The sequence below is a fragment of the Rhizobium sp. 862_C5_N1_2 genome (assembly GCF_051811205.1).
Taxonomy (GTDB): Bacteria; Pseudomonadota; Alphaproteobacteria; order Rhizobiales; family Rhizobiaceae; genus Rhizobium; species Rhizobium leguminosarum.
The window spans coordinates 999,070-1,025,685 of sequence record NZ_JBPWPT010000001.1 but is presented as its reverse complement, the minus strand read 5'-3'; the positions used below and the strand labels follow the sequence as shown (position 1 = coordinate 1,025,685).

At 62.2% G+C, this 26,616-nt stretch carries 26 protein-coding genes and 1 pseudogene; 15 read left to right on the top strand and 12 right to left on the bottom strand.

What is annotated here, in order from left to right; genetic code table 11:
* Positions 1-165: 165 nt before the first annotated feature.
* Positions 166-1,332 (top strand): AI-2E family transporter, encoded by a 1,167-nt coding sequence (locus tag ACD590_RS05175; RefSeq protein WP_018241245.1) that lies wholly within the window; start codon positions 166-168, stop codon positions 1,330-1,332.
* A gap of 18 nt (positions 1,333-1,350) precedes the next feature.
* Positions 1,351-2,640, top strand: a complete 1,290-nt coding sequence (locus ACD590_RS05170) for an NAD(P)/FAD-dependent oxidoreductase (RefSeq protein ID WP_283186297.1) — start codon at positions 1,351-1,353, stop codon at positions 2,638-2,640.
* A gap of 31 nt (positions 2,641-2,671) precedes the next feature.
* Here ACD590_RS05170 and ACD590_RS05165 read toward each other — a convergent pair whose 3' ends face one another.
* Both ACD590_RS05165 and ACD590_RS05160 read right to left on the bottom strand, forming a co-directional pair.
* The gene (locus tag ACD590_RS05165) at positions 2,672-3,484 is read right to left on the bottom strand and encodes a polysaccharide deacetylase family protein (protein WP_028733860.1); all 813 of its coding nucleotides are present in this window, start codon (positions 3,482-3,484) and stop codon (positions 2,672-2,674) included.
* Positions 3,485-3,586: 102 nt separating this feature from the next.
* Positions 3,587-3,976, bottom strand: a complete 390-nt coding sequence (locus ACD590_RS05160) for a DUF930 domain-containing protein (protein WP_003557772.1) — start codon at positions 3,974-3,976, stop codon at positions 3,587-3,589.
* A 248-nt stretch (positions 3,977-4,224) separates the two neighbouring features.
* On the opposite strand from ACD590_RS05160, the gene ACD590_RS05155 reads away from it, so the two are divergent.
* Both ACD590_RS05155 and ACD590_RS05150 read left to right on the top strand, forming a co-directional pair.
* Positions 4,225-6,333: a S9 family peptidase gene (locus tag ACD590_RS05155; protein WP_018241242.1), complete on the top strand. Its 2,109-nt coding sequence runs from the start codon at positions 4,225-4,227 to the stop codon at positions 6,331-6,333.
* 17 nt (positions 6,334-6,350) lie between these two features.
* Positions 6,351-6,875: a DUF1697 domain-containing protein gene (locus ACD590_RS05150; RefSeq protein WP_027685440.1), complete on the top strand. Its 525-nt coding sequence runs from the start codon at positions 6,351-6,353 to the stop codon at positions 6,873-6,875.
* Between the two features lie 11 nt (positions 6,876-6,886).
* Here the strand turns inward: ACD590_RS05150 and ACD590_RS05145 are convergent, their stop codons facing one another.
* On the bottom strand, positions 6,887-7,555 hold the full coding sequence (locus ACD590_RS05145) for a TetR/AcrR family transcriptional regulator (RefSeq protein WP_018241240.1): 669 nt from the start codon (positions 7,553-7,555) through the stop codon (positions 6,887-6,889).
* 219 nt (positions 7,556-7,774) lie between these two features.
* Here ACD590_RS05145 and ACD590_RS05140 point away from each other — a divergent pair, with 219 nt between their 5' ends.
* Together ACD590_RS05140 and ACD590_RS05135 are read left to right on the top strand one after the other, a co-directional pair.
* Positions 7,775-8,722 (top strand): homocysteine S-methyltransferase family protein, encoded by a 948-nt coding sequence (locus tag ACD590_RS05140; protein WP_439002283.1) that lies wholly within the window; start codon positions 7,775-7,777, stop codon positions 8,720-8,722.
* A gap of 21 nt (positions 8,723-8,743) precedes the next feature.
* Positions 8,744-8,974, top strand: coding sequence for a hypothetical protein (locus tag ACD590_RS05135; protein WP_439002282.1), 231 nt, complete (start codon positions 8,744-8,746; stop codon positions 8,972-8,974).
* Positions 8,975-8,991: 17 nt separating this feature from the next.
* Here ACD590_RS05135 and ACD590_RS05130 read toward each other — a convergent pair whose 3' ends face one another.
* Entirely contained in the window at positions 8,992-10,446 is a 1,455-nt protein-coding gene (locus tag ACD590_RS05130; RefSeq protein WP_131702242.1) for an MFS transporter, read from the bottom strand.
* A 249-nt stretch (positions 10,447-10,695) separates the two neighbouring features.
* On the opposite strand from ACD590_RS05130, the gene ACD590_RS05125 reads away from it, so the two are divergent.
* The 3 genes from ACD590_RS05125 to ACD590_RS05115 all read left to right on the top strand — a co-directional run bounded on the left by ACD590_RS05125 (position 10,696) and on the right by ACD590_RS05115 (position 15,294).
* Positions 10,696-12,198, top strand: coding sequence for a protein adenylyltransferase SelO (locus ACD590_RS05125; RefSeq protein WP_439002281.1), 1,503 nt, complete (start codon positions 10,696-10,698; stop codon positions 12,196-12,198).
* Between the two features lie 197 nt (positions 12,199-12,395).
* Entirely contained in the window at positions 12,396-14,735 is a 2,340-nt protein-coding gene (locus tag ACD590_RS05120) for a glucose/quinate/shikimate family membrane-bound PQQ-dependent dehydrogenase (protein WP_130716023.1), read from the top strand.
* A gap of 94 nt (positions 14,736-14,829) precedes the next feature.
* Positions 14,830-15,294 carry a hypothetical protein gene (locus tag ACD590_RS05115; protein WP_439002280.1) on the top strand — a complete coding sequence of 155 codons (465 nt, stop codon included), beginning with the start codon at positions 14,830-14,832 and terminating at the stop codon, positions 15,292-15,294.
* 59 nt (positions 15,295-15,353) lie between these two features.
* On the opposite strand, the gene bla is transcribed toward ACD590_RS05115, so the two are convergent.
* From bla to dmeR, 3 genes are all read right to left on the bottom strand, one after another.
* Positions 15,354-16,271 (bottom strand): class A beta-lactamase, encoded by a 918-nt coding sequence (bla, locus tag ACD590_RS05110; protein WP_439002279.1) that lies wholly within the window; start codon positions 16,269-16,271, stop codon positions 15,354-15,356.
* A gap of 113 nt (positions 16,272-16,384) precedes the next feature.
* Positions 16,385-17,416, bottom strand: coding sequence for a CDF family Co(II)/Ni(II) efflux transporter DmeF (gene dmeF / locus ACD590_RS05105; RefSeq protein WP_439002278.1), 1,032 nt, complete (start codon positions 17,414-17,416; stop codon positions 16,385-16,387).
* A 157-nt stretch (positions 17,417-17,573) separates the two neighbouring features.
* On the bottom strand, positions 17,574-17,846 hold the full coding sequence (gene dmeR, locus ACD590_RS05100) for a Ni(II)/Co(II)-sensing transcriptional repressor DmeR (protein ID WP_018241231.1): 273 nt from the start codon (positions 17,844-17,846) through the stop codon (positions 17,574-17,576).
* A 269-nt stretch (positions 17,847-18,115) separates the two neighbouring features.
* Here dmeR and ACD590_RS05095 point away from each other — a divergent pair, with 269 nt between their 5' ends.
* Positions 18,116-18,610, top strand: coding sequence for a GNAT family N-acetyltransferase (locus tag ACD590_RS05095; protein WP_018446273.1), 495 nt, complete (start codon positions 18,116-18,118; stop codon positions 18,608-18,610).
* A gap of 107 nt (positions 18,611-18,717) precedes the next feature.
* Entirely contained in the window at positions 18,718-19,347 is a 630-nt protein-coding gene (locus tag ACD590_RS05090; RefSeq protein WP_018241229.1) for a glutathione S-transferase family protein, read from the top strand.
* Between the two features lie 145 nt (positions 19,348-19,492).
* Here ACD590_RS05090 and ACD590_RS05085 read toward each other — a convergent pair whose 3' ends face one another.
* The 3 genes from ACD590_RS05085 to ACD590_RS05075 all read right to left on the bottom strand — a co-directional run bounded on the left by ACD590_RS05085 (position 19,493) and on the right by ACD590_RS05075 (position 21,811).
* Entirely contained in the window at positions 19,493-20,407 is a 915-nt protein-coding gene (locus tag ACD590_RS05085) for a cytochrome c (RefSeq protein ID WP_018241228.1), read from the bottom strand.
* A gap of 137 nt (positions 20,408-20,544) precedes the next feature.
* Complete coding sequence (locus tag ACD590_RS05080) at positions 20,545-20,985, bottom strand: c-type cytochrome (RefSeq protein WP_018241227.1); 441 nt, start codon at positions 20,983-20,985, stop codon at positions 20,545-20,547.
* Positions 20,986-21,175: 190 nt separating this feature from the next.
* A complete protein-coding gene (locus ACD590_RS05075; RefSeq protein ID WP_131605271.1) occupies positions 21,176-21,811 on the bottom strand; it encodes a LysE family translocator in 636 nt (211 codons plus the stop codon).
* 130 nt (positions 21,812-21,941) lie between these two features.
* Here ACD590_RS05075 and ACD590_RS05070 point away from each other — a divergent pair.
* A pseudogene (locus tag ACD590_RS05070) lies at positions 21,942-22,625 on the top strand (helix-turn-helix transcriptional regulator); the annotation flags it as partial.
* A 64-nt stretch (positions 22,626-22,689) separates the two neighbouring features.
* Here ACD590_RS05070 and ACD590_RS05065 read toward each other — a convergent pair.
* Both ACD590_RS05065 and ACD590_RS05060 read right to left on the bottom strand, forming a co-directional pair.
* A complete protein-coding gene (locus ACD590_RS05065) occupies positions 22,690-23,535 on the bottom strand; it encodes a metallophosphoesterase (protein WP_439002277.1) in 846 nt (281 codons plus the stop codon).
* A 137-nt stretch (positions 23,536-23,672) separates the two neighbouring features.
* Positions 23,673-24,275 (bottom strand): superoxide dismutase, encoded by a 603-nt coding sequence (locus ACD590_RS05060; protein ID WP_008528928.1) that lies wholly within the window; start codon positions 24,273-24,275, stop codon positions 23,673-23,675.
* Between the two features lie 225 nt (positions 24,276-24,500).
* Between ACD590_RS05060 and ACD590_RS05055 the strand changes: the two genes are divergently transcribed.
* From ACD590_RS05055 to ACD590_RS05045, 3 genes are all read left to right on the top strand, one after another.
* Positions 24,501-24,827: a hypothetical protein gene (locus ACD590_RS05055; RefSeq protein ID WP_028733845.1), complete on the top strand. Its 327-nt coding sequence runs from the start codon at positions 24,501-24,503 to the stop codon at positions 24,825-24,827.
* Positions 24,828-25,147: 320 nt separating this feature from the next.
* On the top strand, positions 25,148-25,801 hold the full coding sequence (locus ACD590_RS05050; protein ID WP_018241222.1) for a class I SAM-dependent methyltransferase: 654 nt from the start codon (positions 25,148-25,150) through the stop codon (positions 25,799-25,801).
* 61 nt (positions 25,802-25,862) lie between these two features.
* Positions 25,863-26,594 carry a sulfite exporter TauE/SafE family protein gene (locus ACD590_RS05045; RefSeq protein WP_018241221.1) on the top strand — a complete coding sequence of 244 codons (732 nt, stop codon included), beginning with the start codon at positions 25,863-25,865 and terminating at the stop codon, positions 26,592-26,594.
* Positions 26,595-26,616 lie beyond the last annotated feature (22 nt).

Here is a 26,616-nt window from a genome sequence, read left to right as displayed (position 1 = left end):
CCGCAGATCAGCCATAGCGGTTGAAGACGCTCACGCCATGCGGGCAATGCCATCGGCGCAAAGACATGCCGGATGCACCTTCACAGGCGGTCTTTCCTTCAGGGAACCGGAACCCTATCGGTGCGTTTCCGTGAGGAAGCAATGGGGCTTCGGGGACCTCACCGCATGGGCATCGCCAATGGCATCCGCAAACAAGCAAAGAAAATCGCGATCGGCGAACGCCACACCAGCGCCTGGGCACAGTCGCTGAAGGAAGCTGCGGAAGAACTGCCGCCGCCTCCGCTGCACCGTCTGGAAAAGGATGGGCTCGACGTCAGCATGGCCTGGGCGATCATCGGCATCTTCGGCATTCTTTTTCTTGCCGCGGTCTACCTGATGTCGCTGATCCTCATCCCGATCACACTTGCCGTCGTCGTCGGCATGATCCTCGGCATGGCGGCAGAAAAGCTCGGCAAGATGGGAGTGCCGCGGCTTGCCAACGCCTTCATGCTGTCGAGCGCCGTCGCGCTGGTGATCTTCCTGCTGATCAACTCGCTTGCCGACCCGCTGATGACGCTTGCCAATGAGGGCCCGGCCTTCGCCGAGCGAACCATAAACCGCGTCATGCCATATCTGGAACGCATCAGATGGCTGCATATCACGCCGGCGACATTCGAAAGCGGGTCGATGTCGATCGGTGCGCTGCTCGAAAACACCGGCAACGTGCTGCACGTGGTGACGAGTAGCCTGACGCCGGCGCTGGTGCAGGGGATGATCTTCTTTGCGGCGCTGCTGTTCTTCCTCGCTGGTCGGGTCAACTTGCGCAAGACGATCATCATGACCTTCCGCACCCGCACGCAACGCCTGGCGGCAATCCGTGTCATCAATGCCGTAGAGCAGGTGCTCGGCTTCTATTTCGCCACGGCCTCGCTGATCTATGTCGGGCTCGGCGTCGTCATGACTGTCATCGCCTATGCCGGTGGGCTGTCGGCCCCGGTGCTCTGGGGCTTCTTCGCCTTCCTGTCGAGCTTCATCCCCTATCTCGGCATCACGCTGATGACACTTGCCGTCGCGGTCGCCGGCATCCTGACCCATGATGGCATCCTCATCGGACTGATGCCGGCGGCAGCCTTCTTCACCGTGCATCTCCTCATGGAGAACCTGATCTTCCCGGCGGTGATGGGACGGCGGCTGGAAATCAATCCCTTCGTCGTCTTCCTCGCCATCCTGTTCTGGACATGGATGTGGGGTGCCGTCGGCGCCATGCTGGCGCTGCCGCTTTCGCTGATCGTCATGACTATTATCGACGAGTTGCTGATCGAGGAAAAACCGCAGCCGCAATTGCCGAAATAATCAACCGGGGAAACCTTCGTGGCAGCTGATCTCGACCTTACCGAATCCGATCATGACCAGATGGTCAGCGGCCGTTCTCTCTGGGGAAAAAGCGGCATTCGGCCCGAATGGCGGCCGATCGAGCAGAGCTTTTCCACCGACATCGCCGTGATCGGCGGCGGCATTACCGGCGCATTGGTTGCCGAACATTTAACGGCCCGCGGTTTCTCCGTTGTTATCATCGACCGGGAAGAGCCTGGTTTTGGCAGCACCGCGGCGAGCACGGCGATGCTGCAATGGGAAATCGACAGCACCCTCACCGAGCTCGAGGATTATTACGGTTTCGAGCGTGCGGCCGGCATCTACCGCCGAAGTGGTGCCGCGGTCGCCGGCCTTTCCAAGCTGATCGCCGCAAACGAGATCGCCTGCGGCTTCCGGTCTCGCAATACGCTCTATCTGGCTGATGGCCGCGAAGGCGCGCGCAACCTGCTGGAGGAGCGCCAGCTTCGTCGCCGGGCGGGCCTGCCCGGCGTCTATCTCGAACATCCCGATCTCTTCACACAATTCGAACTCGACCGGGATGGTGCGATCTATTCGCCGGGTTCGGCGGAGTGCGATCCGCTGCTTCTGACCTGGGCGCTGCTGGAGATGGCCGTCCGGCGCGGCGCGCGGCTGGTCAACGCTTCCGTGGCTGCGCTTCACAGCGAAGGTGACCGCGTCATGGCGGAGACGGATGGAGGCCACGTCATCGAGGCGCGGCATGTCGTGCTTGCGACCGGCTATTCGATGCCGGGCCTCGACATGCCGAAACTGCACCGGTCGAGTTCGAGCTGGGCGCTCGCCACCGTGCCGCAGGACCCGGCAAATTTCTGGCGCGACAGGGCGCTGATCTGGGAGGACAGCCACCCCTATCTCTACATGCGCACGACACCGGATAATCGCATCGTCGCCGGCGGCGAGGATGACGATACCACGGATGCCGAGGTACGAGATCGGAAGCTGCCGGCCAAGATCGTCGCAATCCAGGAGAAGATGAAGCGGCTGTGGCCGAAGGCGGATACACGCGTCGCCCATGCCTGGTGCGGCACCTTTGGCGAGACGGCCGACGGCCTGCCGCTGATCGGTCCGGTGCCGCAGATACCACATGTGTTCGCAGCCTATGGCTACGGCGGCAACGGCATCACCTTCTCCTATCTCGCCGCGCAAATGATCGGCGCCATGCTGGCCGGCATGCAACGGGATTGGTTCGAGGATTTTGCCGTCGACCGCGACGGACCGGGTTTAAGAACGCTGCACGAGCGCTTCCGACCGGAAATCATGCTGCGTTAAATCTGGTTCGAGACGGAAGAAGCTTCGGCCGCTATTCGGTCGTCTTGTCGTCGCCGGTGTCCTCGACATCCTGGAGTCGGACGAATTGAGTCCCCTTGGCCTTGAGATCGACCAGTGCTTTGGCCACCCCCTCGCCGGCCGCATGGGTCGGCTGGTTGACGTGGGAGATGACGACGTCGCCGTCCCTGGCCGAGGCGATACGCTTTTCGGTGATCACAGCCCCGAGCAGCGAGCCGCCGTCGCCATTCACCGAATAACCGGCAATGCGATAGCCCATGGCGCGGATCTCGCCGATGGCGGAAAGATCATATTTGGCGGTCGAGCCGCGGAACCAGTGCGGCGCCGGGATGCCAGCTGCAATCATTGCGGCAGCGCCGCCTTCGACTTCCTGCCGCACCGCCTGCGGCGAGCCGGCAGACGCGATGCCATAGATCAGTGTCGGCGTGTCGACGGCCGGAATATGGTTCTGGCCATGATTTTCGAGTTCGAAGAGATCGGTATTCTGCAGGAACACGGCGACCGCAGCGGGATTGCGCTTCAGCCAGCGGGCGGTGACGAAGATCGTTGCCGGGATGCGTTCACGCACCAAGGTCGAAAGGATGCGCTCGTCCGCCTGCCCCATGCAGGCATCGAAGGTCAGCGCAACACGGGCATGGCCGGCGACATTGGAACGGGCAATATGCAGATGCGGCTCGACGAGTTTTGGCGCCGGCGCCTTCGGGGCCGGACTGACTGCAGCCGGGACCTGACCGAGCGCGGCCGGCACGGCTGACGGAATTTCGTCCGCCAATGCAGTTGATATGGTGGAGAAAAGGAACGCCGAAGCGAGCAGGATGCGGTTCATACGATGGATTTCTATGATTCGAGCTGCCGATTTTAGCGGCGGCTCTCCCCCGGCGCCATGCGGCCGGTTGTCACCGCAGCCGCCTGGACGGACCGGGCAGCATCAATCATAGAGATAATACTTGTCCCACTTCTCGCGCGGCACCTTCTCGCCGATCTCGTAGTTGAGTTCGCGCACGTTGATATGCTGCGGACCGGTGATGCAATTGTAGGAGAGATGATACCAGTCGCCCTTGCTGCGGAAGACAGCACCCGGCGCGTCCAGCGAATTGTCGCCGGGGATCGGGTCCTTGAAGGTGTAGGCGATCACCTTGTCGGGCTTGAAGCCGGTGCTGTCCTTGTTGATGCGGCTCATCGCCTCGGTGTCGCAACTCTGTTCCAGGCGGGTCGAGGGATCGAGTTTTTCCAGCTGCTTCTTGATGGCGGGATCGACGGCAAAGGCGGGGGCAGCGAGGCTTGCGAGGGATACAAACAGGAGCAGACGTTTCGGCATTGCGGAGAAAATCCCTTACTGTTGTCCATTCTTCACCCTGCCACAGGCGGCTTGCCGGAGGCTTGGCACGTGCAAATTTCGCGCGAGCGGACTTTCTTAAATATTGTGGTGACATCAAGGCAAGGCGGGCAAAGCGTCCTCCTTGTCTGTGGAAGGTCATCCGCGCCCTTGCCACACCCTTGCCGCTTGATCCGGGACCAGTGCGCCTCTATCTCTTGCCAACCCGACATTCCCACCGGAGCCATTCCTTGTCCGCTTTCAAGAGCCTGCCGACCCCGCCTGCCGCACCGAAGAAGCCCACCTCCGATACGCGCCACGGCATCACCCGTACGGACGACTATGCCTGGCTGCGCGCCGATAACTGGCAGGCGATGTTCAAGGATCCGTCGATCCTCGATCCCGAGATCCGCCGCCATCTCGACGCTGAAAACACCTATATGAACGCGGCGATGGAGGACACCAAGCCGCTGCAGAAGGTGCTGTTTTCCGAGATGCGCGGCCGCATCAAGGAAGACGACAGCTCGGTGCCGATGAAGGACGGCGCCTATGCCTACGGCACCTTCTATGTCACCGGCGGCGAACAGCCGCGTTATTTCCGCATCGCCCGCGACGGCAATGTCGCCGACGAGGCGATCCGCACCGTGCTGCTCGACGGTGACAAGGAGGCGGCCGGCAAGGCCTATTTCCGCCTCGCCGGCCTCGACCATACGAGCGACCACAACCGCGGCATCTGGGGTTATGACGACAAGGGTTCGGAGTTCTTCACGCTGAAGGTGCGCGACCTCCAGACCGGGCAAGACCTCGAGGACCGGATCGAGAATACCGGCGGCGGCGGCGTCTGGGCGCCGGATGGCAAGAGCTTCTTCTATTCGGCACTCGACGAGAATCACCGGCCATCGAAGGTGTTCCACCACATTCTCGGCCAGCCGCAGTCGGAAGACCGGCTGGTCTATGAGGAAGCCGATGCCGGCTTCTTCATGGGCGTCGGCGGCTCGCTGCTCGACGATGTCATCTATATCGACATCCACGACCACGAGACCAGCGAATACCGGCTGCTGTCGACCAAGGACTTGACCGCCGAGCCGAAGCTGGTGGCGGCGCGCGAGGAAGGCATCGAATATTCGCTGACCGAGGGCGGCGACGTCTTCTACATCCTCACCAATGACGGCGGCGCCAAGGATTTCAAGATCATGGAAGCGCCGGTCGACAATCCGGTGAAGGAAAACTGGCGCGAAGTGGTCGCCCACAAGCCCGGCACGCTTGTTATCAGCCACATGGCCTATGCCCGCCATCTCCTGTGGCTGGAGCGCAAGGACGGGCTGCCACAGATCATGATCCGCGACCGCAAGACCGGCGAGGAACATGCGATCGCCTTTGCCGAGGAAGCCTATTCGCTGGGGCTGCAGGGCGCGGCGGAATACGACACCGATATCATCCGCTTCTCCTATTCCTCGATGACGACACCGTCGCAGCTCTATGACTACAACATGGTGACGCGCGAGCGCACGCTGTTGAAGACGCAGGAAGTGCCGTCCGGTCACAATCCCGACGACTACGTCACCCGCCGCGTCTTTGCCCCGGCGTGGGATGGCGAGAAGGTGCCGGTCACCCTGCTCTATCGCAGGGATACCCCACTCGACGGCAGCGCGCCCTGCCTGCTCTACGGCTATGGCGCCTACGGCATCACCATTCCGGCCGGCTTCAACACCAACTGCCTGTCGCTCGCCGACCGCGGCTTCGTCTATGCCATCGCCCATATCCGCGGCGGCAAGGACAAGGGATTTTCCTGGTACGAAGACGGCAAAATGGACAAGAAGACGAATACCTTCAAGGACTTCGTCGCAGCGGCCGACTATCTGAATCAACAGAAGTTCACCTCTTACGCGAAGATCATCGCTGAGGGCGGATCGGCCGGCGGCATGCTGATGGGTGCGGTTGCCAACATGGCGCCGGAGAAGTTTGCCGGCCTCATCGCCGCCGTTCCCTTCGTCGACGTGCTCAACACCATGCTCGACGACACTTTGCCGCTCACCCCGCCGGAATGGCCGGAATGGGGCAATCCGATCGACAGCAAGGAAGAATACGAGCAGATCGCATCCTACTCGCCCTATGACAATGTCGGCGCAAAGGCCTATCCGCCGGTCCTGGCGCTCGGCGGCCTGACCGACCCGCGCGTCACCTATTGGGAGCCGGCCAAGTGGGTGGCGAAGCTGCGCGACAAGACGACGGGCGACGCGCCGATCCTGCTCAAGACCAACATGGACGCCGGCCATGGCGGCGCCTCGGGCCGCTTCCAACGGCTGGAAGAGATTGCCTTTGAGTATGCGTTTGCAATCAAGGTTGCCGGCAAGATGTAAAGGATTCGGAGGAGCCGATGACGGTCTTTGTTGCATTGCTGCGCGCCGTCAATGTCGGCGGCACCGGCTCTTTGCCGATGGCCGAACTGAAGGCGATCTGCGAAGGCCTCGGCTTTTCCGACGTGAAGACCTACATCCAGAGCGGCAACGTGCTTTTCCGCTCGGATGAGGCGGAAAAGACGGTGGAGGAGCGGCTCGACGAGGCGCTCGGCAAGACGATGGGCAAACGCCCAGGCGTGATGGTGCGCAGCCGCAAAGAACTCGACAAGCTTGCCGCCGACGCACCCTTCCCCAAGGCCAAGCCGAACTTCCTGCTGGTCTACTTCCTGCCCGAAAAGCCGCCCGGCGATGCGCTGGAAAAGATGGTGGCGCCCGACGGCGAGGAGGCGAAACTCGCCGGCCGGGAAATCTACGTGCATTATCCCAACGGCTCCGGCCGCTCGAAGCTGAAGCTGCCGGCGCTGAAGACTGGAACGTCGCGCAATCTCAACACCGTGCGCAAGCTCGCGGAAATGGCCGCGGCGATGGAAGGCAAGGACTGACGTCCAAAAAGCTAGTGCGGCTCTGCGCCTCCATGAAAGGCTGAACCGCTCGACGCCCTCGGCATCTCCGCCACCGGCAGGAAGAGCATCTTCACGAAGGTGCGGAGCATCAGCACCTGTTCGGCCAGCGTGTTCGGCTCCTTCAGCGTCTTCGACAAAACGATGCCGCCTTCCAGGACTGAGGACACCATGTCGGCAAGCTGGTCGACGTCGACGGGTTCGCGCAGCGGATAGACGGCCACGATTTCCCTGATCATGCGGCCGAAGCGGCGCCGCCAGGCAAGCACCGCATTCCGGTTGATCTCCTGTATCTCGCGGTCGAACAGCCGCTCGTAATAGCAGATGCCCGCCACAAGACAGCCCGGATGGCCGTTCGGCAGGTCGGAGAGCAATTCGGACAGCAGCTTCAGGCCGAGCAGGAAGGACTGCAGCGGATCGTCGACCAGATCGCGCGCGCGGCTGAAGATCTCGTCGTAGATGCGCTCGTCATTTTCGATGTAACGGTTGAGCAGCGCCTTGGCGAGCTCGTTCTTGTCTCTGAAATGATAGAAGAAGCCGCTCTTGGTGATGCCGGTCTCGGCGATCAGCTCCTCGATGGATGTGCCGCCGAAACCCTTCTGCAAGACTGCCGCTTCGGCCACATCGAGGATGCGGGTCCGCGTTTCCTCGCCCTTTCGCATGTCCCCTCCTGTACCGACGGTACAGTTTTCAGCGCCGCACCTTCAGGCTTGCTTGCGCCCCCGGCAGCATCGGTTGAAGCAAGCAATTGATATCAATCGGCAAAAACCAAAACCACCTGGAGTATACCGCAAGTCGTCTAGTTTGGCAGCCGATTAAGCGCCAGAACATCATTCATCGACGGCAGCCGTTTCGGGCGCCGCGAGGGAGAGGCTTCAACAATGGCAAAGTACAGAAATGGTTTGCCGCAGCTCAAAGGCGGCACCTTCATTACCGATGGCGGCATGGAAACGACGATGATCTTCCAGGAAGGGATCGAGCTTCCGCATTTCGCCGCCTTCATATTGCTGTCTTCCGATGACGGGCGGCAGCGCATGCGGAATTACTATCGCCGCTATCTCGATATCGCCCGGCGGCACGGCACGGGCTTCGTGCTCGACACCGCCACATGGCGAGCCAATCCGGACTGGGGACAGAAGCTCGGCTATACCAGCGAAGCCCTGAAGGCGGTCAACGAGGAGGCCGTCGACCTGCTCGTCGGTTTACGCAGCGCCTATGAGCGGCCGGAGCAACCGATCGTCATCAGCGGCGCGATCGGCCCGCGCGGCGACGGCTACAAGGCAGGCAGCATGGATGCGGCCGAAGCGGAAGACTACCACGCCTTCCAGATCGGGACTTTTGCCGGCACGGAAGCCGATATGGTGAGCGCCTTCACGCTGACCAATATCGACGAGGCGATCGGCGTGGCGCGGGCGGCACAGTCGCTCGGCATGCCCTCGGCCATCTCCTTCACGCTGGAGACGGATGGCCGGCTGGTGACGGGCCGCAGCATTCAGGACGCCATCGAGACGACGGATGCGGCGACCGGCGGAGCGCCGGCCTATTACATGATTAACTGTGCCCATCCGACGCATTTCGAAACAGCACTCGATCCTGGAAGCGCCTGGGTGAAGCGCATCTCCGGCATCCGCGCCAATGCCTCGACCATGAGCCATGAGCAGTTGGACAATAGTGAAACGCTGGATGCGGGCGATCCCGAAGATCTCGGCCGCCGCTACCGCAAGCTCATCGATCGCATGCCTGCGGTGCGCGTGCTTGGCGGCTGCTGCGGCACCGACCACCGCCATGTCGCGGCGATCTGCGAGGCATGCCTGCCGCAGGCGGCGTGACGACCTGAGAGCGAGGAGAGAATGACGATTGGGGGCACGATGATGCGTGGGTGCGGCTGGCACGATCTGTGGCTTGCGATTACGGGACGGCAGAGGCGCACCGAGCCCGAGGCAGCCGTGGAGGTGGCGCTGCGGGATAGTGATCTCGCCTTCGGGGGCTTGCCCGGCCAGATGAACTACGGCCTCGAGGCAGACCGGCGCGAGGGCCGGCTCTTGCGACGCAGGCAGCTGCGGGAGCCGGTCGGCTTCTGACGAAGGGAAAGGCGGTGTCAGCCTTTGGCGACGGCGCCTTTCGTCTGCTTGGCCTTGTAGCCGGTGATCTCCTCGCCGGCAGTCGGCGAGAAGCGCAGGTTCCAGAAGGTCGCGGTGATCGAGATGATCGTGACGACGATGAAGGCTGCCGAGAAATCGCCAAGGGCCGGCGTCTCGGCGCCACTGAACGCCATGGAGCCGTGCAGCGCCAAGGCGCCGATGCAGATGCCGAGCGACAGCATCAGCTGCTGGAAGGTGGTGTAGAAGCTCGTGGCCGAGCTCATCCGCTCCTTGCTGATCTCGTCATAGGCAATGGTGTTATAGGCGGTGAACTGGAACGACAGGAAGAAGGCGCTGAGCACCAGGACGATGAAGACCAGCGGCATCGGCCAGTCCGGCCGGAAGGCGGCACAAAGGCCATAGCCGATCGTCCCGAGGATGCCGTTGAGGATGAGGCTCCTGCGGAAGCCCAGCCGGCGGAAGACAAATTTCGCCATCGGCTTCATGGCGAGAGCGCCAAGCGCGGTCGCGATGATGATCTGGCCGGCCGCGGCGGCAGACAGGCCGAAGCCGATCTGGAAGAGCAGCGGCAGCAGGAAGGGCTGCGCTCCTTGCGTGATGCGCGTCAGCGAACCGGCAATGACCGACGTGCCGAAGCTCGGCACCTTCATCAGCGAGAAATCCATGATCGGCGACGGGTGCTTGCGGGCATGTCTGAGATAGGCGATGCCGAAAAGCAGGCCAAGCGCGATGAGGAAGATCGAAAACGCACCCTCGCCCTCATGGCTCGACATTTCGAAGCCGAAGAGCAGCGAGCCGAGCGAGACGCCGGAAAGAATGAAGCCGATCGTATCGAACGGACCGCTTGCCTTGCCCTTGACCTCGTCGATGTAGATCGAGACGAAGATCATGCCAATGATGCCGATCGGCACATTGATATAAAAGATCCAGCGCCAGTCGAGATAGGTAACGATGAAGCCGCCGAGCGGCGGGCCGACGATCGGGCCGATCAGCGCCGGCACGAGCAGCCAGGACATGGCGCTGACCATATCCTTGCGGTCGACGCTGCGCATCAGCACTAGGCGCCCGACCGGCATCATCATCGCGCCGCCGATGCCCTGCAGCAGCCGCGCCAGCACCAGGAAGGACAGCGTCGGCGCCAGGGCACAGAGGATGGAGCCGACGACGAAGACGGCGATGGCCGAGCGGAAAACGGTGCGGGAGCCGAAACTATCGGCCATCCGGCCGCTTGCCGGAATGAAGATCGCAAGGCTCAAGAGATAGGAGGTCAGGGCGATCGACATGGCCGGGGCGCTGACGCCGAAATCACGTGCCATGGTCGGCAGCGCGGTCGCAAGCACGGTCGCATCGATATTTTCCATCAGCATCGCACTCGCGACAATCATCGCGATCACCCGGAAATTGGGTGTGGCGCGCCGAACCATCGGCGCCTGGTAAATCTGATCCGACATCGTCCGGGATCACTCGCGGTGGCGCGGCGGAGCACACAAGGCAGCAAGGCCGCGGGGGATGACATGGCGCAAAGCCAAGGGGAGACGATCTGCTATACGCCCGCGATCATGGCGGCGCTATGTCGTTTATGGCAAAGCTGCTTTGACGAGAGGTAAAGGCAGATCACGATTCCTTGCATGGGTCTGTTCTTCGTGAAGGTCTTCATCCCCTGGCTTGCGCGGCATGCATCCTAGCCCTACCTATGAACCATGACCTCCGCCCTGCAGAAAAACCGGCCCGGTGCGGCCTTTCCGTTCGACAATAGCTATGTCGGCTTGCCGCCGCACTTCTTTGCGGCGCAAGTGCCGACACCGGTGGCGGAGCCCTGGCTGATCAAGCTCAACGAGCCGCTCGCCGCCGAGCTTGGGCTCGACGTCGAGGCCCTACGCCGCGACGGTGCGGCAATCTTTTCCGGCAATCTCGTTCCCGAAGGGGCCGAGCCGCTGGCAATGGCCTATGCCGGGCATCAGTTCGGCGGCTTCTCGCCGCAGCTCGGTGACGGGCGGGCGATCCTTCTCGGCGAGGTGGTCGACCGCAGCGGCAAGCGCTACGATATCCAGCTGAAGGGCGCCGGACCGACGCCTTTTTCGCGCCGCGGCGATGGGCGGGCGGCAATCGGGCCGGTATTGCGCGAATATATCATCAGCGAGGCGATGTTTGCGCTCGGCATTCCCGCCACACGGGCGCTGGCGGCGGTGACGACAGGCGAGCCGGTCTATCGCGAAGAGGTGCTGCCGGGCGCGGTCTTCACCCGCGTCGCGGCCAGCCATGTCAGAGTCGGCACGTTCCAGTACTTCGCGGCCAGGGGCGATACCGACGGCGTGCGGGCTCTGGCCGACTATGTGATCGACCGGCACTATCCCACATTGAAAGAGGCCGAGAACCCCTATCTCTCGCTCTTCGAAGCGGTCTCCGAACGCCAGGCGGCGCTGATTGCCCGTTGGCTGCATGTGGGCTTCATCCATGGCGTGATGAACACGGACAATATGACCGTCTCCGGCGAGACGATCGATTTCGGCCCCTGCGCCTTCATGGATACCTATGATCCCGCGACCGTCTTCTCGTCGATCGACCAGCATGGCCGTTACGCCTATGCCAACCAGCCCGGCATCGGGCAATGGAACCTCGCAAGGCTCGGCGAAACGCTGCTGCCGCTGATCGACGCCGAGCCCGACAGCGCGGTCGACAAGGCCAATGTGGTGATAAAGAGTTACGGCGAACGGTTCCAGGCGCATTGGCTGGCCGGCATGCGCGAAAAGATCGGCCTTGCCGGTGAAGAGGACGGCGATCTCGAACTGGTGCAGGCGCTGCTGTCACTGATGCAGGCGCAGGGCGCCGATTTCACCCTGGCCTTCCGGCGGTTGTCGGATCTTGCCGGCGATGACGTCGCAGCGCCCGCATTTGCGGCAAGTTTCCGCGAAGCGGATGCGTGCGGCCCCTGGCTCACGCAGTGGCGCGAGAGATTGTCCCGCGATCCGCAGACGGCCACTGAGCGCGCCATTGCCATGCGCAGCGTCAATCCAGCCTTCATTCCGCGCAATCACCGGGTCGAACAGGCGATCAAGGCTGCCGTCGAGGACGGGGATTTCTCGCTGTTCGAGGCGCTGCTGAGCGTGCTTTCGAAACCCTATGAGGACCAGCCGGGCTTTGCCGCCTATAGGGAACCACCGAAGCCGGACGAACGGGTGCTTGCGACCTTCTGCGGAACGTGACGGGCGGTCTTGCCCGTTTAGGTGGGACATTTGCGCCACAGCGATCCGCTTCGATCCGGCCCGACGCCCGGTTCGGTGCATCCGCGCCCTGCGGCAATTGTGGCCGTTGAAAGGCATCTCCCTCGCGCTATCTGCCTGATCGGCGGGGCTTTTCCGCCGATCCTTCACCCCGGCTAACCTCAGCGGGAGACTGCCTTATGGCGATCATCGTCACCTCCATCTTCTTCATCATCATCGGGCTGGCACTCGGCGGTGGCGGGCTCTGGCTCGTCACGCTCGGCGGCAGCGTCTTCTATCTGTTTGCCGGGCTGATGTTCGTGATTACCGCCGGTCTGCTTCTGATGCGCAAGGCGGTGGCGCTCTGGGTCTATGCGGTGCTCGTCGTCGCAGCACTCGCCTGGGCGATCTGGGAGGTTGGCTTCGACTGGTGGCAGCTCGGCCCGCGCGGCGGCATGATCATCTTGCTCGGGCTCTGGCTGCTGACACCATGGATCCGCCGGCCGCTCGGCCTGCGCAGCCCGACGGGCATCACCTACGCCGCCAACCCCTGGCCGCTCGCCGTGCCTGTCATCCTCGCCATCCTCGTCGCCCTTTATTCGATGACGACTGACCCGCATGATCTTGCCGGCGAACTGCCCAAGGACATGGTCGCCGCCAATCCCGCCTTCGGCGGCAGCGTGCCGGATGGCGAATGGCATCAATATGGCCGCACGCCTTTCGGCCAGCGCTATTCGCCGCTCGACAAGATCACAGCCCAGAATGTCTCCACTCTCAAGGAAGCGTGGCGATACCAGACCGGCGACGTCAAACGGCCGGAGGATATTAGCGAGACGACCTATCAGGTGACGCCGCTCAAGGTGAAGGACACGCTCTATCTCTGCACGCCGCACAACTGGGCGATCGCGCTCGATGCCAAGACCGGCAAGGAGAAATGGAAATACGACGCCAACTCAGGCATGAACCCCGACCGGCAGCATCAGACCTGCCGTGGCGTCACCTATTATGCCGATCCAACCGTTGCCGCCGGCCAGCCCTGCGCCGAACGCGTCTACCTGCCGACATCCGATGCCCGGCTGATCGCGCTCGATGCGGCGGACGGGAAGGTCTGCACCAGCTTTGCCGACCAGGGCGTGCTGCATTTGGAAACCGGCATGCGCTACAACCCGGCCGGCTATTACTATTCCACCTCGCCGCCGGTCGCGGTGGCGGGCAAGATCATCGTCGGTGGGGCGGTGAACGACAATTATTCGACTGAGGAACAATCCGGCGTCATCCGCGCCTTCGACATCAATACCGGCGCATTGGTCTGGAACTGGGATTCCGGCAATCCCGACGTGACGACGCCGATCACCGAGGGCCAGACCTATACGACCAACTCGCCGAACAGTTGGTCGGTCTTCAGCGTCGACGAGACACTCGGCATGGTCTATATCCCGCTCGGCAACCAGGTGCCCGACCAGCTCGGCATCAACCGCAGCGACAATGTCGAGAAATTCTCCTCCTCGATCGTCGCGCTCGATATCGCCACCGGCCAGTTGCGCTGGGTGCGCCAGACGGTGCATCACGATCTCTGGGACATGGACGTCCCGGCCCAGCCGGCGCTGATCGACCTGACGAAGCAGGACGGCACCGTGGTTCCAGCCCTGGTCGGCCCGACCAAGCAGGGCGATCTCTATGTGCTCGACCGGCGCAGCGGCGAGCCGATCATCCCGGTCAAGGAAATCCCGGCGCCGGGTGGTGCGGTCTCCGGCGATCATACTTCGCCGACGCAGCCGATCTCGGACCTCACCTTCTCGCCGGAGCCGCTTCAGGAAAAGGACATGTGGGGCGTGTCGCTGTTTGACCAGCTCGCCTGCCGCATCGACTTCCACCGCTACTACTATGAGGGCCGCTATACGCCGCCTTCGCTCAAAGGGACGATCGTCTATCCCGGCAATTTCGGCACCTTCAACTGGGGCAGCGTGGCGGTGGATCCGGAGCGGCAGATCATGTTCGGCATGCCGACCTATCTCGCCTTCACCTCGCGCCTGGTGCCGGCCGCCGATATTCCGCCGAGAGGCCAGGACGAGAAGGGCAGCGAACAGGGGCTCAACCGCAATGACGGCGCGCCTTACGGCGTGTTCATGGGTCCCTTCCTCGGGCTGCTCAAAATCCCCTGCCAGGCGCCGCCATGGGGCTATGTCGCCGGCGTTGACCTGCGCACGGGCAAGATTGCCTATATGCACAAGAACGGCACCGTGCGCGACATGACGCCATTGCCCCTGCCCTTCAAAGTGGGCGTACCCGGCATCGGTGGACCGATGCTGACCAAGGGCGGCGTCGCCTTCTTGGGTGCCGCGGTCGACAACTACCTGCGCGCCTATGACGTGACGAATGGCAGAGAGCTCTGGCAGGCGCGGCTTCCCGCCGGCGGCCAGGCGACGCCGATGACCTATGAGACTGATGATAACAAGCAATATGTCGTCATGGTCGCCGGCGGTCACGGCTCTGTCGGCACCACGCCCGGCGATTACGTGATCGCCTATACGCTGCCTTGATGGGAGAACCCTTTCTCCTCAAGAGAAGGCACCGGCGCAAGCTCTAGGCATGGCTGCATCGCCATTCTCTCCCCGTTTTTCGGGGAGAGTTTTTATGGAAATCTCTAGCAATATTCGCAATTATTACGGGGTCGGCGGTCTTTTCGATCAGTCGGCCAAATCCAAGAATCAGCAAACGACGAACTTCGACAGCACTGCGCGCAATACCGCGCCCGGTCTCGAGCCCAGCAGCACGCCGCCGTCGATCGCCAATACGATGTGGGCCCTGCAAAGCAGCGAGGGCCCCTACATCAATCAGCCTTCCGACGATGAAGTGGCGGCGAGTGCGGCGCATGCCGCCCTGGTCGACGAATTCTCCAAATGGGGCAACATGACGCCGGCGGAATATATCCGGGCCCGCTATCTCGAGCAGCACGATCTGACCGAGGCCGATCTGGCCGCCATGCCGGCCGACCAACGCGCCGCAATCGAGAAGGAAATCACCGAGCAGATCAAGCGCGAGATGGCCGGTATCGAGGATGATGGCACCAAGACGGCGGACGATATCACCGCCGCCTGAGCCACAGGCAGATCTAATCCAGCATGCGGCGGGAGCCTTCTCCGCCGCATTTTCCCGATTCACACCATCTCGACGATCATGCGGCCGACTTCGGCAAAGACCGGGTTGAGTTCCTTCACCGGCACGGTCGTCTCGCTGATATAGACGGCTGCGACGATCGGACCGCGATCCGGCGGCCAGATCACAGCGATATCGCCGAGAGAGCCATTCGGCCCGGTGCCGGTCTTGTCTCCGACCTTCCAATCCGCCGGCAAGCCGGCGCGCAGCCGCTCCTTGCCTGTCGTGCTCGCCACCAGCCAGGCGATCAGCCTGTCGCAGGATGCTTCGGCGAGGACCGAGCCGAGCGTCAGATTGCCGAGCGTGTCGAGCATCGCATCCGGGGTCGTCGTGTCGCGCGGGTCGTCCTTTCGGCCCTCGTTCAGCGTCGGTTCGGTGCGGTCGAGACGGGTCGTGCCGTCACCGATCGAGCGCAGCCATTCGGTCAGCGCCGCCGGACCGCCAAAACTTTCGAGCAGCAGATTGCCGGCCGTGTTGTCGCTGACGGTCACCGCCGCCTCGCAGAGTTCGGCAATGGTCATGCCATCGGTGCCGGCATGTTTTTCGCTGAGCGGCGAATAATCGACGAGCTTGTCCTTGCCATAGGTCACCCGCCGGTCGAGGTTCTCCTCGCCCTTGTCGGCACGGGCAAGCACGAAAGCGGCGGCCAGAGCCTTGAAGGTACTGCACATCGGGAAGGCCTGGCTGCCGCGATAGCCGAAGGAGATGCTCGTCTCAGTGTCGAGCACCGAGACGCCGAGGCGGCCGCCGGTGCGTTTTTCCAGCGCAGCAAGGCGGCGCTCGATGTTGTCGTCGCCCTCCTCGGCACTCTCCTTGGCCCCCTCCTCGGCGTTGGCGGGAATCGCCAGCGCGGGCAAGCCCATCGCAGGCAGGCACAATGCCGAGCCTATCAGCATGCGGCGGGTCAGACTGAGATCCATGAAATCCTCCGGCAAATCAGGAGGACAGAGCTAAGGCGAGATTGCGGCGGCATCTCGTCCCCAAGGTGATGTTAATCGTCCGTCGAGCGACCTTTGTCGTCCGATCGCGCCGATCACGCCGCGCGCGTAACCTCGACCGTTACATGCGACAATTCCTCCAACGCCGAAAGCCTGCCCTTGTAGAAGGCCGGATCGCGCGGCTTCGAGGTAAGGACGGCAACAATTGCGGCATGATGGCCGGGGCCGACCTGCCAGACATGCAGATCGGTGATCCGGTCGTCCTCCGTCTCGATGGCGCCGCGGATCTCCGCCGGCAGCGTCTCGCCTTCGGAAATGACGTCGAGCAGGACGACGCCGGAGGATTTCATCAGGCTCCACGACCAATTGGCGATCACCAAACCGCCGACGATGCCCATCAGGGGATCGAGCCAGAGCCAGCCATAAAGGCTGCCGAGCGTCAGCGCCGCGATGGCGAGCACGGAGGTCAAAGCATCGGCGATGACATGCAGATAGGCGGCGCGGATATTGTTGTCGCCGGTCTTTGCGTGATGGGCATGGTCGCCATGACCGTGCGGACGATGTCCATGCGCGGGATGGGCGTGGTTGCCATGACTGTGATGCGCGTGATGGCCATGCCCATGATGATGGTGCGCATGATCGCCATGCGCGACATGGCCGCCGCCGGCCAGCAGCCAGGCGCTGGCCAGATTGACGGCAAGGCCGATCACCGCCACGGCGATCGCCTGGGCAAAACCGATCGGCACGGGATTGGAAAGGCGCAGCAGGCTTTCCCAGGCCATCAGCAGGGCGATCAGGGCAAGGATGATAGCGCTGGCGAAGCCGGCGAGATCGCCGAGCTTGCCGGTGCCGAAGGTGAAACGCGGATTGCGTGCCTGCCGGCGGGCGAAGAGATAGGCGAGCGCCGAAATCAGCAGCGCACTGGCATGGGTCGACATGTGCCAGCCATCGGCGACCAGGGCCATGGAGCCGTAGACGGTGCCGGCGGCGATTTCCGCCACCATCATCACTGCCGTCAGCGCGATCACCAGCCAGATGCGCCGCTCGTTGCGCGTATGATCGGCGCCGAGGAAGACATGATCATGTTCCAGGGCATTGATTCCAGCTTTGTCGCTTTCCACACTCATGACAGGCTCCTTCGTCATCGCGCTTAGAGCGGTTCAGCGCTTCAGCGTTTCATGAAAACGCAAAACCGCTCTAAGCTTTTGTTTTTTACGCAATTCCCGGCAAAATCGCTTCGCGCTTTGCCTGGGAAAATCGCTTCACACTTTTCCTGGAATTGCTCTAGCGCATATAGGTTCTCAACACTTCCGATATGTCCTCGACCGCCTCCGCCCTTGCCGCATCGTCGGCGGCATTCAGCACGTGCTCACGCAGATGATCGTCGAGCACCTCGCCGGTCAGCCCGGTCAGCGCGCCGCGGACGGAGGCGAGCAGTTGCAGGATCTCGCCGCAAGGGCGCTCAGACTCGAGGGCGCGCTCGACCGCCTCCATCTGCCCCTTCAAGCGGCTGATGCGGGCGACGAGCTTCTTTTTCTGCAGGGTGGTGTGGGACATGATGGGTCCTCATATAGCATAGGGGGGTATACTATCAAGAGTGAGGCCAGGGCTCAATGCCTGTGATGGGCTCCGATCCGCCATTGACAAAGCCCGCATTTCCGACGATCTATGATCCATGATCAAAAACGCGCACCAGAGCCGCTCGTATTTTTGGCTGTACCTGTAAAGGGCGGCCGGACAAGATCATATTGTCAACAAGCCGCCGTCAGGCGGCTTTGTTGTATCGGCAGCGTCCTGACGGCAGAATATCAAAGGACGCGAAGACCATGACCGAAATCGAAGACAGCGAAATTTCACTGATGCGCCCATCGGTGGTGACGATCCGCGCCGCCAAGCCGCGCGACCTGCCCGAACTCAACGAGATGATCGCCCTGCTTGCCGCCCATCACGGCGATTCGGCAGGCACGACGGCGGAGCAGCTGGAGCGCGACCTCTTCGGCCCGCTGCCCTGGATTAATGCGCTCGTCGCCGAGACCGGCGGAGGGCTGATCGGCTACGCCATTCTCGTGCCGCTCTACAGGGCGCAGGAAGGCAAGCGCGGCATGGACCTGCACCACCTCTTCGTGCGTGACGGCCATCGCGGTCACGGCACCGGCCAGTTGCTCGTCGACCGGGCGCGCGAGACCGCCCGCAATGCCGGCTGCGGCTACCTCTCCGTCAGCGCCGCCACCGGAAACGTGCTGGCGCACCGCTTCTACGAACAGCTGGATTTCACCCCGCGTCCGGTGACCGGCATGCGCTATATGCAGTCGATCGCTTAGGGTGACCGGCTCGAAGGTTCGGCTTTCGCAAGAGCCGAAGCTCAACGCATCAAAACGGCTGCACAGTATTGCGCGACATGCTTTGTCGAATTGCATAAGGAGCTTTCATGCCTGATTTCAAACTCCATTGTTTCGCTCTGTCGGGGAATTCTTACAAGGTCGCGCTGTTCTTTGCGCTTGCCGGCATCGAGTGGGAAAGCATTTTCGTTGATTATCTGGGCGGCGAAACGCGAACCGAACAATGGCGAAAAACCATAAACGAACAGGGCGAGGCGCCTGTGCTCGAACATGGGCAAACGAAAATCAGCCAATCGGGGATCATCCTGGACTACTTGTCAGAGGTGACAGGCCACTTTGGGGCGCAGACGGTCGAAGAACGGCGTGACATCATGCGTTGGATTCTTTTCGACAACCATAAATTCACGAGCTACTACGCAACGCTGAGGTTCATGTATGGCCTTCAGAAGAGCGGCGAGACGCCCGTCGTCGAGTTTTTGAGACTGAGGGCCAAAGCTGCCTATGCCATTGTTGACGAACATCTGGCGCACCAGGCCTTCATGGTCGGCGACCGACTGACGATCGCAGACCTCTCTCTGGCGGGCTACGTCTTCATGCCGGAGGAAACCGGGATAGATCACAGCGCCTTCCCGGCTATCACAGCCTGGAAAGATCGTATCAGCAAGATGCCCGGCTGGCGCCATCCCTATGATCTGATGCCAGGTCCCACCTCCCTATAAGCAGGCGTGGGACCTTGCGAAGGTGCCAGGCACAACCGCACTTAAAGCGCGTCGCATCAAACTTGATTCATGCGACGCGCTTTGGATCTTTGTTTTTACGCATGTCGTTGCCGCAAAACCGCTGCGCAGTTTTGCGCAACATGCTTTAGCGTCCCGGCACGGCCTTCAGATAGGCGGCGATCGCCTCGCGGTCGGCGGCCGGCAGATGGGCGATGTTCTGCTGCACATCGACCATAGAGCCGCCGACGGAATCGAAATCGGGGGTGAAGCCGGTTTCGAGGTAGCTGGCGATATCGGCCTCGCTCCAGCCGCCGATGCTCTTGGAGGCCGGGGTGATATCCGGTATGCGGCCCTTGCCTTCCGGATTGGGGGCGCCGGCGAGCCACTGATCCGCCTGGAAGCCGCCCAGCGCATCGCGCGGCGTATGGCATTCGCCGCAATGACCGGGGCCTTCGACGAGATATTGCCCGCGCTTGATCTTGTCGTCGCTCTTGGCGAGCGCGACGCGCGGTTGGTCGCTGAAATAGAGGAATTTCCAGCCGCCGAGCGCCAGCCGGATGTTGAAGGGGAACGGCAGCTCATGCTGTGGCGCGACATTTGCGCTCTTCGGCAGGGTCTTCAGGAAGGCGAAGAGATCGTTGACGTCCTTATCGCTCATGCGGGAATAGGAGCTGTAGGGAAAGGACGGGTAGAGGTGCTCGCCACCCGGGCCGACGCCGCGCTTCATCGCGTTGCCGAATTCGGCGAGCGTCCAGGCGCCGATGCCGGCCTTTTCATCGGGTGAGATGTTCGGCACGTGGAAGGTGCCGAAAGGGCTCTTCAGCGCCAGGCCGCCTGCAAGCGTCAGCTTTGCATCGCCTTCGGAACCCGGTGCTGCATGACAGCTGACACAGCCGCCCGCCCAGAAAACCATCTGACCGTTCGCCGGGTCCGGCGCGCCGAGACCGGCCCAACGGCTCTCCGGCAGCGGATCGGGTGCGGTGACGAGATAGAAGGCGCCGCCGCCAAGCACGGCGACGCCGATCAGACAGAGCAGTAACCGGATGAACCTGCGGACCATGCTCCGCCTCCCCTTTACCGAGATTTTCCTGCTTGGAGCGGTTCTGCGACCAGCCCGCACGGGCGGAGAATAAGGTGATCCGCGCCGGCGGCAAGGCCGGCGCGGGTCGCGTATCAAGTTCCAGATCAAACGGCCTATCAATCCTTGATGCGATAGGCCTTGTGACAGCCGCCGCAATTGGCGCCGAGCGTGTTGACCGTGGCGCCGACGGCGGCGGCATCGGCCGGAAGCTGAGCCAGCGCGGTTTCGGCGTCGGTGGAGAGCTTGGCGGCGCGCGCCTTGAAGTCATCCATGTTTTCCCAGATCTTCGGGCTCGCCTCTTCGTCGCCGGTCTCCGTGCCCGGCTTGAACTGGTCGGGGAAGACCTTGGCCGTTGCGGCGATGGTCGTCAGCGCCGCCTTCACCGCCTCGGCGTCATAGGGCTTGGTGCCCTTGGCGATGGCTGCCAGGGCGCCGGCCGAACCGCCGATCTGCTTCATCAGCGCAATGCGCGAATCATGAGTACCGTCGGCGGCGGTCACCGAACCTAAGGCTATGCCGGCCATCGCTGCGGCGGCAGCTACTGCTTTCCAATTCATATTCCTCTCCATTTCTCCTCGGCCAACTGGCCGGAGGCCAATCTGCACCGGGAGCATGACAAAATCCATGCGTCCTGGCAGTCACGTTTTGCCGGAGCATCATAAAAACAATGTGATAGGCCGTTCTCTGCTTTTATGCATGTCGTTATCCCGGAACCGCTGCACACTTCCGGGCGACATGCAGTGGCGCTCAAGCGCTTTTCCACCCCTGCCAGAGGCTGAAGGCGGAGACGACAACCAGCAGCAGTCCGGCGAAGCGGCCGACAAAGGCCGTGACGTCAGGGTTGGCGACGAGCAGGTCGCGGCTGCGGCCGGCGGTCATCGCCAGCGTGCCGTAGATGGCAAACTGGGTGACGACAGTCATGACGCCCATGATCAGCCCCTGCATCCAGATCGGGCCATATTCCGGTCTGAGGAACTGCGGATAGACGGCAAACATGAAGATATAGGCCTTCGGATTGACCAGACAGGTGACGGCGCCCTGGCGAAAGGCGCGCCAGCCGGAGCGTGCCGTTCCCGGCCCGACCGCCTCGACGGTGATCGAACTGCGGATCAGCGAAATACCGATCCAGATCATGTAGGCGACGCCGGCAAAGAGCAGCACGTTGAAAAGCTGCGGCAGCATGGTGACGAGCACGCCGACGCCGGCTGCGCCATAGGCCGAATGCACGGCGCCGCCGGCCATGATGCCGCCGGTCGCCGCCAGCCCGCGTTTGACGCCGCCGGTCAGCGAATTGGCGAGCACGAAGAGCATGTCCATACCCGGCACGATGATGATGCCAAAGAGAAGGGTGAAGAAGAGCCAGAGGTTTTCGTGGTAGTTCATGTCAGTTACCGCCTTGGGTTCTGCGGGCCGTTTTGAAAGACCCTGATTGATTTCAATCCGATAGGCGGCTCTATACGGGAACCCAACTGACAGTGTATTGTCAGGAGCGTGGCGGATGGGAGAGGCAAAAATGCGCAAGGCCTCGCGGCTTTTCGAGATCATTCAGATCCTCAGGCTGGCAAGAAAGCCGATGACAGCAGCGACGATGGCCGAGACGCTCGAGGTGACCGTGCGCTCGATCTATCGCGACATCGCCGCCCTTCAGGCGATGCGGGTGCCGATCGAAGGCGGGCGCGGCATCGGCTACATCATGCGGCCGGGTTTCGACCTGCCGCCGCTGATGTTTTCGATCGAGGAGATGGAGGCGATCGTGCTGTCGCTGGCGCTGCTCGAACGGACGGCGGACGAGGAGCTGAAGCACGCCGCGCGCCGGGTCAACCAGAAGATTGCCGGCGCGGTGCCGGCGCCGCTACGCCAGGCGATGGACAACAAGGCGCTTTACGCCTGGGGCTCGATTGCGCAGCCGGCCGGCTTCGACCTGGCGATCGTGCGCCGCGCGATCCGCGACGAACGCAAGCTGATGCTCGGCTACCGCGACGAACTCGGCCGCGCCAGCGAGCGGACGATCCGGCCGATCGCGCTGATCTATTATTCGCAGACCGCCAATATCGTCGCCTGGTGCGAGCTGCGCCAGGCGATCCGCAATTTCCGCAGCGACCGGGTGGAGCGCTGCGCAACGAGCGAGGATTTCTTCAAGGGCGACGGCGACCGGCTGCGGGAGCTTTGGACCAGTGGGTGGACGGAGAAGGCTGTGCCTGCCTTATATCAGCCGTTCGGCCGATCATCGACACGCTCGATCGGCTTCCGCTGTTTCGCAACTAATAAGCCAGCGTGCGGCTCACCTCGCGGCCGAAGCCGCGGATTTCGATACGGTCGGCGTGGACCTCAACGATCGCGAAAGCGTTTTCCGTCTCGGTGTCGACCACGCCCTTGAAATTGACGAAGTGGCAGGCGCCGGCCATGCCGTAATTGCCGACGTGGTCGTGGCCGTTTAGATAGGCGACGACATTGCTGCTGGAGGCGAGCAGCTCGACGATGCGCTCGCTGTCCCACATGCCGTGCTCACTGGGCGGATGAATGGGATAGTGATTCATGACGATCACCTTCTCGCCGGCCTCGGCCGCTTTTGCGATTTCCTCGCCAAGCCAGGCGAACTGGTCGTCGCTCAGTGCGGCATTCCAGCGATGGGCATTCCTTGCACCCTTGGCCTGCAGCTCCGCCAGCATCTCAGCGGCAAGCGCACGATGATGATGGCCTTCGGGCGGCGCGAAGATGCTGACCTCGTTGCCGTCGAGCACGATAAAGCGCCAGCCGTGGCGCAAGAAGCTGTAATAGGGCGATGGCATGCCGAGGCGCGCGGCGACTTCGGATAAGTGTCCAGCAGAATCCGAGAAATCGTGGTTGCCGAGCAGGAAGAGCGCCTCGTGCCTGAGCTTGTCATAGACCGGCAGGATATCGTCGAAGCTTGAAAAGCTGCGGTCGATGACATCGCCGAGCGTCATGACGAAGCTCAATTCCCAACCGTTAAACACCTCGATCGCCGCGGCGACCTTGGCGAGGCTGTTGGCGTAATAGCGATCCATCGCCACATGCGGCGCGATCGCCGCATATTGCGGGTCGGCGATGACGCCGAAGCGGAACAAGGGAGACGCAGAGGAAGACATGGGGCGTGATTAGGAGCGGCTAGTGACAGGGATGTGACGGCTTCGTGTGAAAACGAAACACCCGGCGTTTGAGGCGCCGGGTGTCAAATTCGAAGAGGCGGACGACATCGCCGCCATGGCGGCTGGTCTGGTACCGCTTACTTCGTGGCTTCTTCGTAGCGTTCCAGGACATAGTCCCAGTTGATCAGGCTATCGACGAAGGCTTCGAGATATTTCGGGCGGGCGTTGCGATAGTCGATGTAATAGGAGTGTTCCCAGACGTCGACGCCGAGGATCGGGGTGGCGCCGTGAACCAGCGGGTTTTCGCCGTTCGGGGTCTTGGAGATTTCGAGCTTGCCGTTCTTGACGGAAACCCAGGCCCAGCCGGAGCCGAACTGGGTGGCGCCGGCATTGGCGAAATCGGCCTTGAACTTGTCATAGCCGCCGAGATCGGAGGTAAAGGCCGCTTCGAGTTTGCCCGGCAGCTTGTTGCCGCCGCCGCCCTTCTTCATCCACTTCCAGAAATGGATGTGGTTGTAGTGCTGGGCCGCGTTGTTGAAGAGGCCGGCATTGGTGCCGAAGGACTTCTTGACGACGTCTTCGAGCGAGAGGTCCGAAAGACCGGCTTCGGCGGCGAGCTTGTTGCCGTTGTCGACATAGGCCTTATGGTGCTTGTCGTGGTGGAACTCCAGCGTTTCCTTCGACATGAAGGGAGCAAGCGCTTCGTAATCATAGGGAAGTTCAGGCAATTCGAAAGCCATGTCAGATCTCCTCTTGGCAATTGATTGCGTCTCGGCAGGTGAGGCGGAACATAGGAGCGGAAAGGGGGAGAGGCAACCGGCGAATTATCAAAAAACGACCGGCCGGAGGAAAATTTGCCTCAGTTACAGGGTTGGAGTCGCGCGTAGAAATCGCTTGGGCAAATCAATGGGAATGCCCGCCCCGAAAACCGCTTTGCCTGTTATGGAGATCAACGGAGCCCCGATATGAACAGGAATATAATCCAGCCTCTCACTGCCGCCGTACTGCTTTGCCTGGCAGGTACGGCGCATGCCTCCTCCGATGACGCCTGGAAGCAGCTCGCCGCCGACGTCGAGGCCAAATGCAAGAAGGCAGCGGTCACGATCGAGAAGCCCAGCACCACGGTCGATCCGTTCGGCAGCTCGCATTACGGGCTTGCCCTGGTGACAGGCAAGCCGAAGGGCGCCAAGGGGCTGATCGCCCAGATCTGCGTCTACGACAAGCAAAAGAAAACCGTCGAGATCGGCAGCGAACTGGACGCCAAACAGCTTGGGCTGATGCCGGCAAAATAGGCTGTAGCGGGGTCACCCCAAAGTGCCCCCCGGTGTGGATCTGTGCCTTGGGTCACATTTCGCCGGGAACCGGAACCTACCCTTAGGAGTTGAGAGGCTGGGCTTTAGAGCGGTTCAGCTTTTGAGAGAAGCACAGAACCGCTCAAATCTTTTTATTTGATGCAATTCCTGGGGAACCGCTTTCCACTTTTCCTGGGCTTGCGACTGCATAATTCCCTAAAGCAGAATTGATTTAGGGGCAAAATTATGCAGCAATTCAAAGTGTTACAGCGCCCTTTGCGCGTCCGAAAAGACGTGCGGCGCTGTAGGGAGGTGCCGGCATGTCAGAGCTTCGCAGCAGGGCGGAAGATCAGCAAAAAATCTATCAGCGTTGGGCGCCGGTCTATGACCGCGTCTATCGCGGCATCCTGCGCGATGGCCACCGCAAGCTTGCTGCACTCGCGGCCGCAGCCGGCACCGATATTCTGGAAATCGGCGTCGGCACCGGCCTGACGCTCGGGCATTACCCGCGCCACTGCCGGGTAACCGGCATCGACATTTCCGAACACATGATCGCGCGGGCGCGTGAAAAGGCGAAACGCGAGAAGCTGCAGCATGTGCGGGCGCTTGATGTGATGGATGCCCATGCGCTTACCTTTGCCGACCGGTCTTTCGATGCGGTCTGCCTGCCCTTCGTCATCACGCTCATCCCCGAGCCCGAACGGGCGCTTGACGAATGCGCGAGAGTGCTCAGGCCGGGCGGCGAGATCATCCTTGCCAGCAAGCTTGGCGACGGCGCCGGTCTGCAGGGCGCGATCGAGACGGCGGTGGCGCCGCTGGTGCGTCACATCGGCTGGTCCTCCGCCTTCCGCGTTCACCGCATCGTCGCCTGGGCCGAGCGCCGCGGTGATTTCGCGCCTGCCGATATTCTGCCGGTCTTTCCGAACGGCTTCTTCAAGATCGTCAGGCTGAAGCAGCACGGACTTGCCGCCTGAGACCGGAAACTTTTTCCCCGCGTCGCTTATTCTGATGCTACCGTTTGTCTGAGGGGACTGCATGACATCGGATTTCTTTTTCTTCATCGTCGTGGGTTTCTGCGCGCAGATCGTCGACGGCGCACTCGGCATGGCCTTCGGCGTGCTGTCGACGACCAGCCTTCTCGCCTTCGGGGTGCCGGCGGCCAATGCCAGCGCCATGACGCATGTGGCGGAAATGTTCACCACCGCCGCCTCGGGCATCTCGCACGCCTATCATCGCAACGTCGATTGGCGCCTCGTGGCGCGGCTCGCACCGGCCGGCATGATCGGCGGCGCGATCGGCGCCTATCTGCTGGCCAATATCGACGGCAAGGTGATCGCGCCCTTCGTGTCGGCCTATCTGATCGCGATCGGGCTGGTGATCCTCTACAAAGCCTTTCGGCCGCCGCCGAAACGGGATGTCCGCGACTGGATGGTGCCACCGGTCGGGCTTTGCGGCGGCGTGCTCGATGCGATCGGCGGCGGCGGATGGGGGCCGATCGTCACCAGTTCGCTGGTCAGCCGCGGCCATGATCTGAAACGGGTGATCGGCTCGACCAATTTCACCGAATTCGCGGTGACGCTGACGATTTCCCTGACCTTCATGCTGACGCTCGGCTGGTCGGAACTCAATTCGGCGATCGGCCTGATCATCGGCGGCGTCATCGCCGCCCCCTTCGGCGCGATCCTCGTCAAACGGCTGCCGGTGCGGCCGCTGATGGTGGCGGTCTCGATGATCATCATCGGCACGTCGGCAATGCGGCTCCTGTAAAGCAGTGGCGCGTCCCCGTCTC

What these genes read in the sequence shown, in the direction of transcription:
- ACD590_RS05145 (WP_018241240.1), bottom strand. Translation starts at nt 7,555, where the DNA reads ATGCGAAAGGGCGAGGAAACGCGGACCCGCATCCTCGATGTGGCCGAA.
- ACD590_RS05075 (WP_131605271.1), bottom strand. Translation starts at nt 21,811, where the DNA reads ATGAACTACCACGAAAACCTCTGGCTCTTCTTCACCCTTCTCTTTGGC.
- ACD590_RS05065 (WP_439002277.1), bottom strand. Translation starts at nt 23,535, where the DNA reads ATGTCTTCCTCTGCGTCTCCCTTGTTCCGCTTCGGCGTCATCGCCGAC.
- ACD590_RS05085 (WP_018241228.1), bottom strand. Translation starts at nt 20,407, where the DNA reads ATGGTCCGCAGGTTCATCCGGTTACTGCTCTGTCTGATCGGCGTCGCC.
- ACD590_RS05140 (WP_439002283.1), top strand. Translation starts at nt 7,775, where the DNA reads ATGGCAAAGTACAGAAATGGTTTGCCGCAGCTCAAAGGCGGCACCTTC.
- ACD590_RS05050 (WP_018241222.1), top strand. Translation starts at nt 25,148, where the DNA reads ATGTCAGAGCTTCGCAGCAGGGCGGAAGATCAGCAAAAAATCTATCAG.
- ACD590_RS05150 (WP_027685440.1), top strand. Translation starts at nt 6,351, where the DNA reads ATGACGGTCTTTGTTGCATTGCTGCGCGCCGTCAATGTCGGCGGCACC.
- ACD590_RS05060 (WP_008528928.1), bottom strand. Translation starts at nt 24,275, where the DNA reads ATGGCTTTCGAATTGCCTGAACTTCCCTATGATTACGAAGCGCTTGCT.
- ACD590_RS05130 (WP_131702242.1), bottom strand. Translation starts at nt 10,446, where the DNA reads ATGTCGGATCAGATTTACCAGGCGCCGATGGTTCGGCGCGCCACACCC.
- ACD590_RS05090 (WP_018241229.1), top strand. Translation starts at nt 18,718, where the DNA reads ATGCCTGATTTCAAACTCCATTGTTTCGCTCTGTCGGGGAATTCTTAC.
- bla (WP_439002279.1), bottom strand. Translation starts at nt 16,271, where the DNA reads ATGGATCTCAGTCTGACCCGCCGCATGCTGATAGGCTCGGCATTGTGC.
- ACD590_RS05055 (WP_028733845.1), top strand. Translation starts at nt 24,501, where the DNA reads ATGAACAGGAATATAATCCAGCCTCTCACTGCCGCCGTACTGCTTTGC.
- ACD590_RS05175 (WP_018241245.1), top strand. Translation starts at nt 166, where the DNA reads ATGGGCATCGCCAATGGCATCCGCAAACAAGCAAAGAAAATCGCGATC.
- dmeR (WP_018241231.1), bottom strand. Translation starts at nt 17,846, where the DNA reads ATGTCCCACACCACCCTGCAGAAAAAGAAGCTCGTCGCCCGCATCAGC.
- ACD590_RS05160 (WP_003557772.1), bottom strand. Translation starts at nt 3,976, where the DNA reads ATGCCGAAACGTCTGCTCCTGTTTGTATCCCTCGCAAGCCTCGCTGCC.
- ACD590_RS05080 (WP_018241227.1), bottom strand. Translation starts at nt 20,985, where the DNA reads ATGAATTGGAAAGCAGTAGCTGCCGCCGCAGCGATGGCCGGCATAGCC.
- dmeF (WP_439002278.1), bottom strand. Translation starts at nt 17,416, where the DNA reads ATGAGTGTGGAAAGCGACAAAGCTGGAATCAATGCCCTGGAACATGAT.
- ACD590_RS05095 (WP_018446273.1), top strand. Translation starts at nt 18,116, where the DNA reads ATGACCGAAATCGAAGACAGCGAAATTTCACTGATGCGCCCATCGGTG.
- ACD590_RS05045 (WP_018241221.1), top strand. Translation starts at nt 25,863, where the DNA reads ATGACATCGGATTTCTTTTTCTTCATCGTCGTGGGTTTCTGCGCGCAG.
- ACD590_RS05115 (WP_439002280.1), top strand. Translation starts at nt 14,830, where the DNA reads ATGGAAATCTCTAGCAATATTCGCAATTATTACGGGGTCGGCGGTCTT.
- ACD590_RS05135 (WP_439002282.1), top strand. Translation starts at nt 8,744, where the DNA reads ATGACGATTGGGGGCACGATGATGCGTGGGTGCGGCTGGCACGATCTG.
- ACD590_RS05125 (WP_439002281.1), top strand. Translation starts at nt 10,696, where the DNA reads ATGACCTCCGCCCTGCAGAAAAACCGGCCCGGTGCGGCCTTTCCGTTC.
- ACD590_RS05120 (WP_130716023.1), top strand. Translation starts at nt 12,396, where the DNA reads ATGGCGATCATCGTCACCTCCATCTTCTTCATCATCATCGGGCTGGCA.
- ACD590_RS05165 (WP_028733860.1), bottom strand. Translation starts at nt 3,484, where the DNA reads ATGAACCGCATCCTGCTCGCTTCGGCGTTCCTTTTCTCCACCATATCA.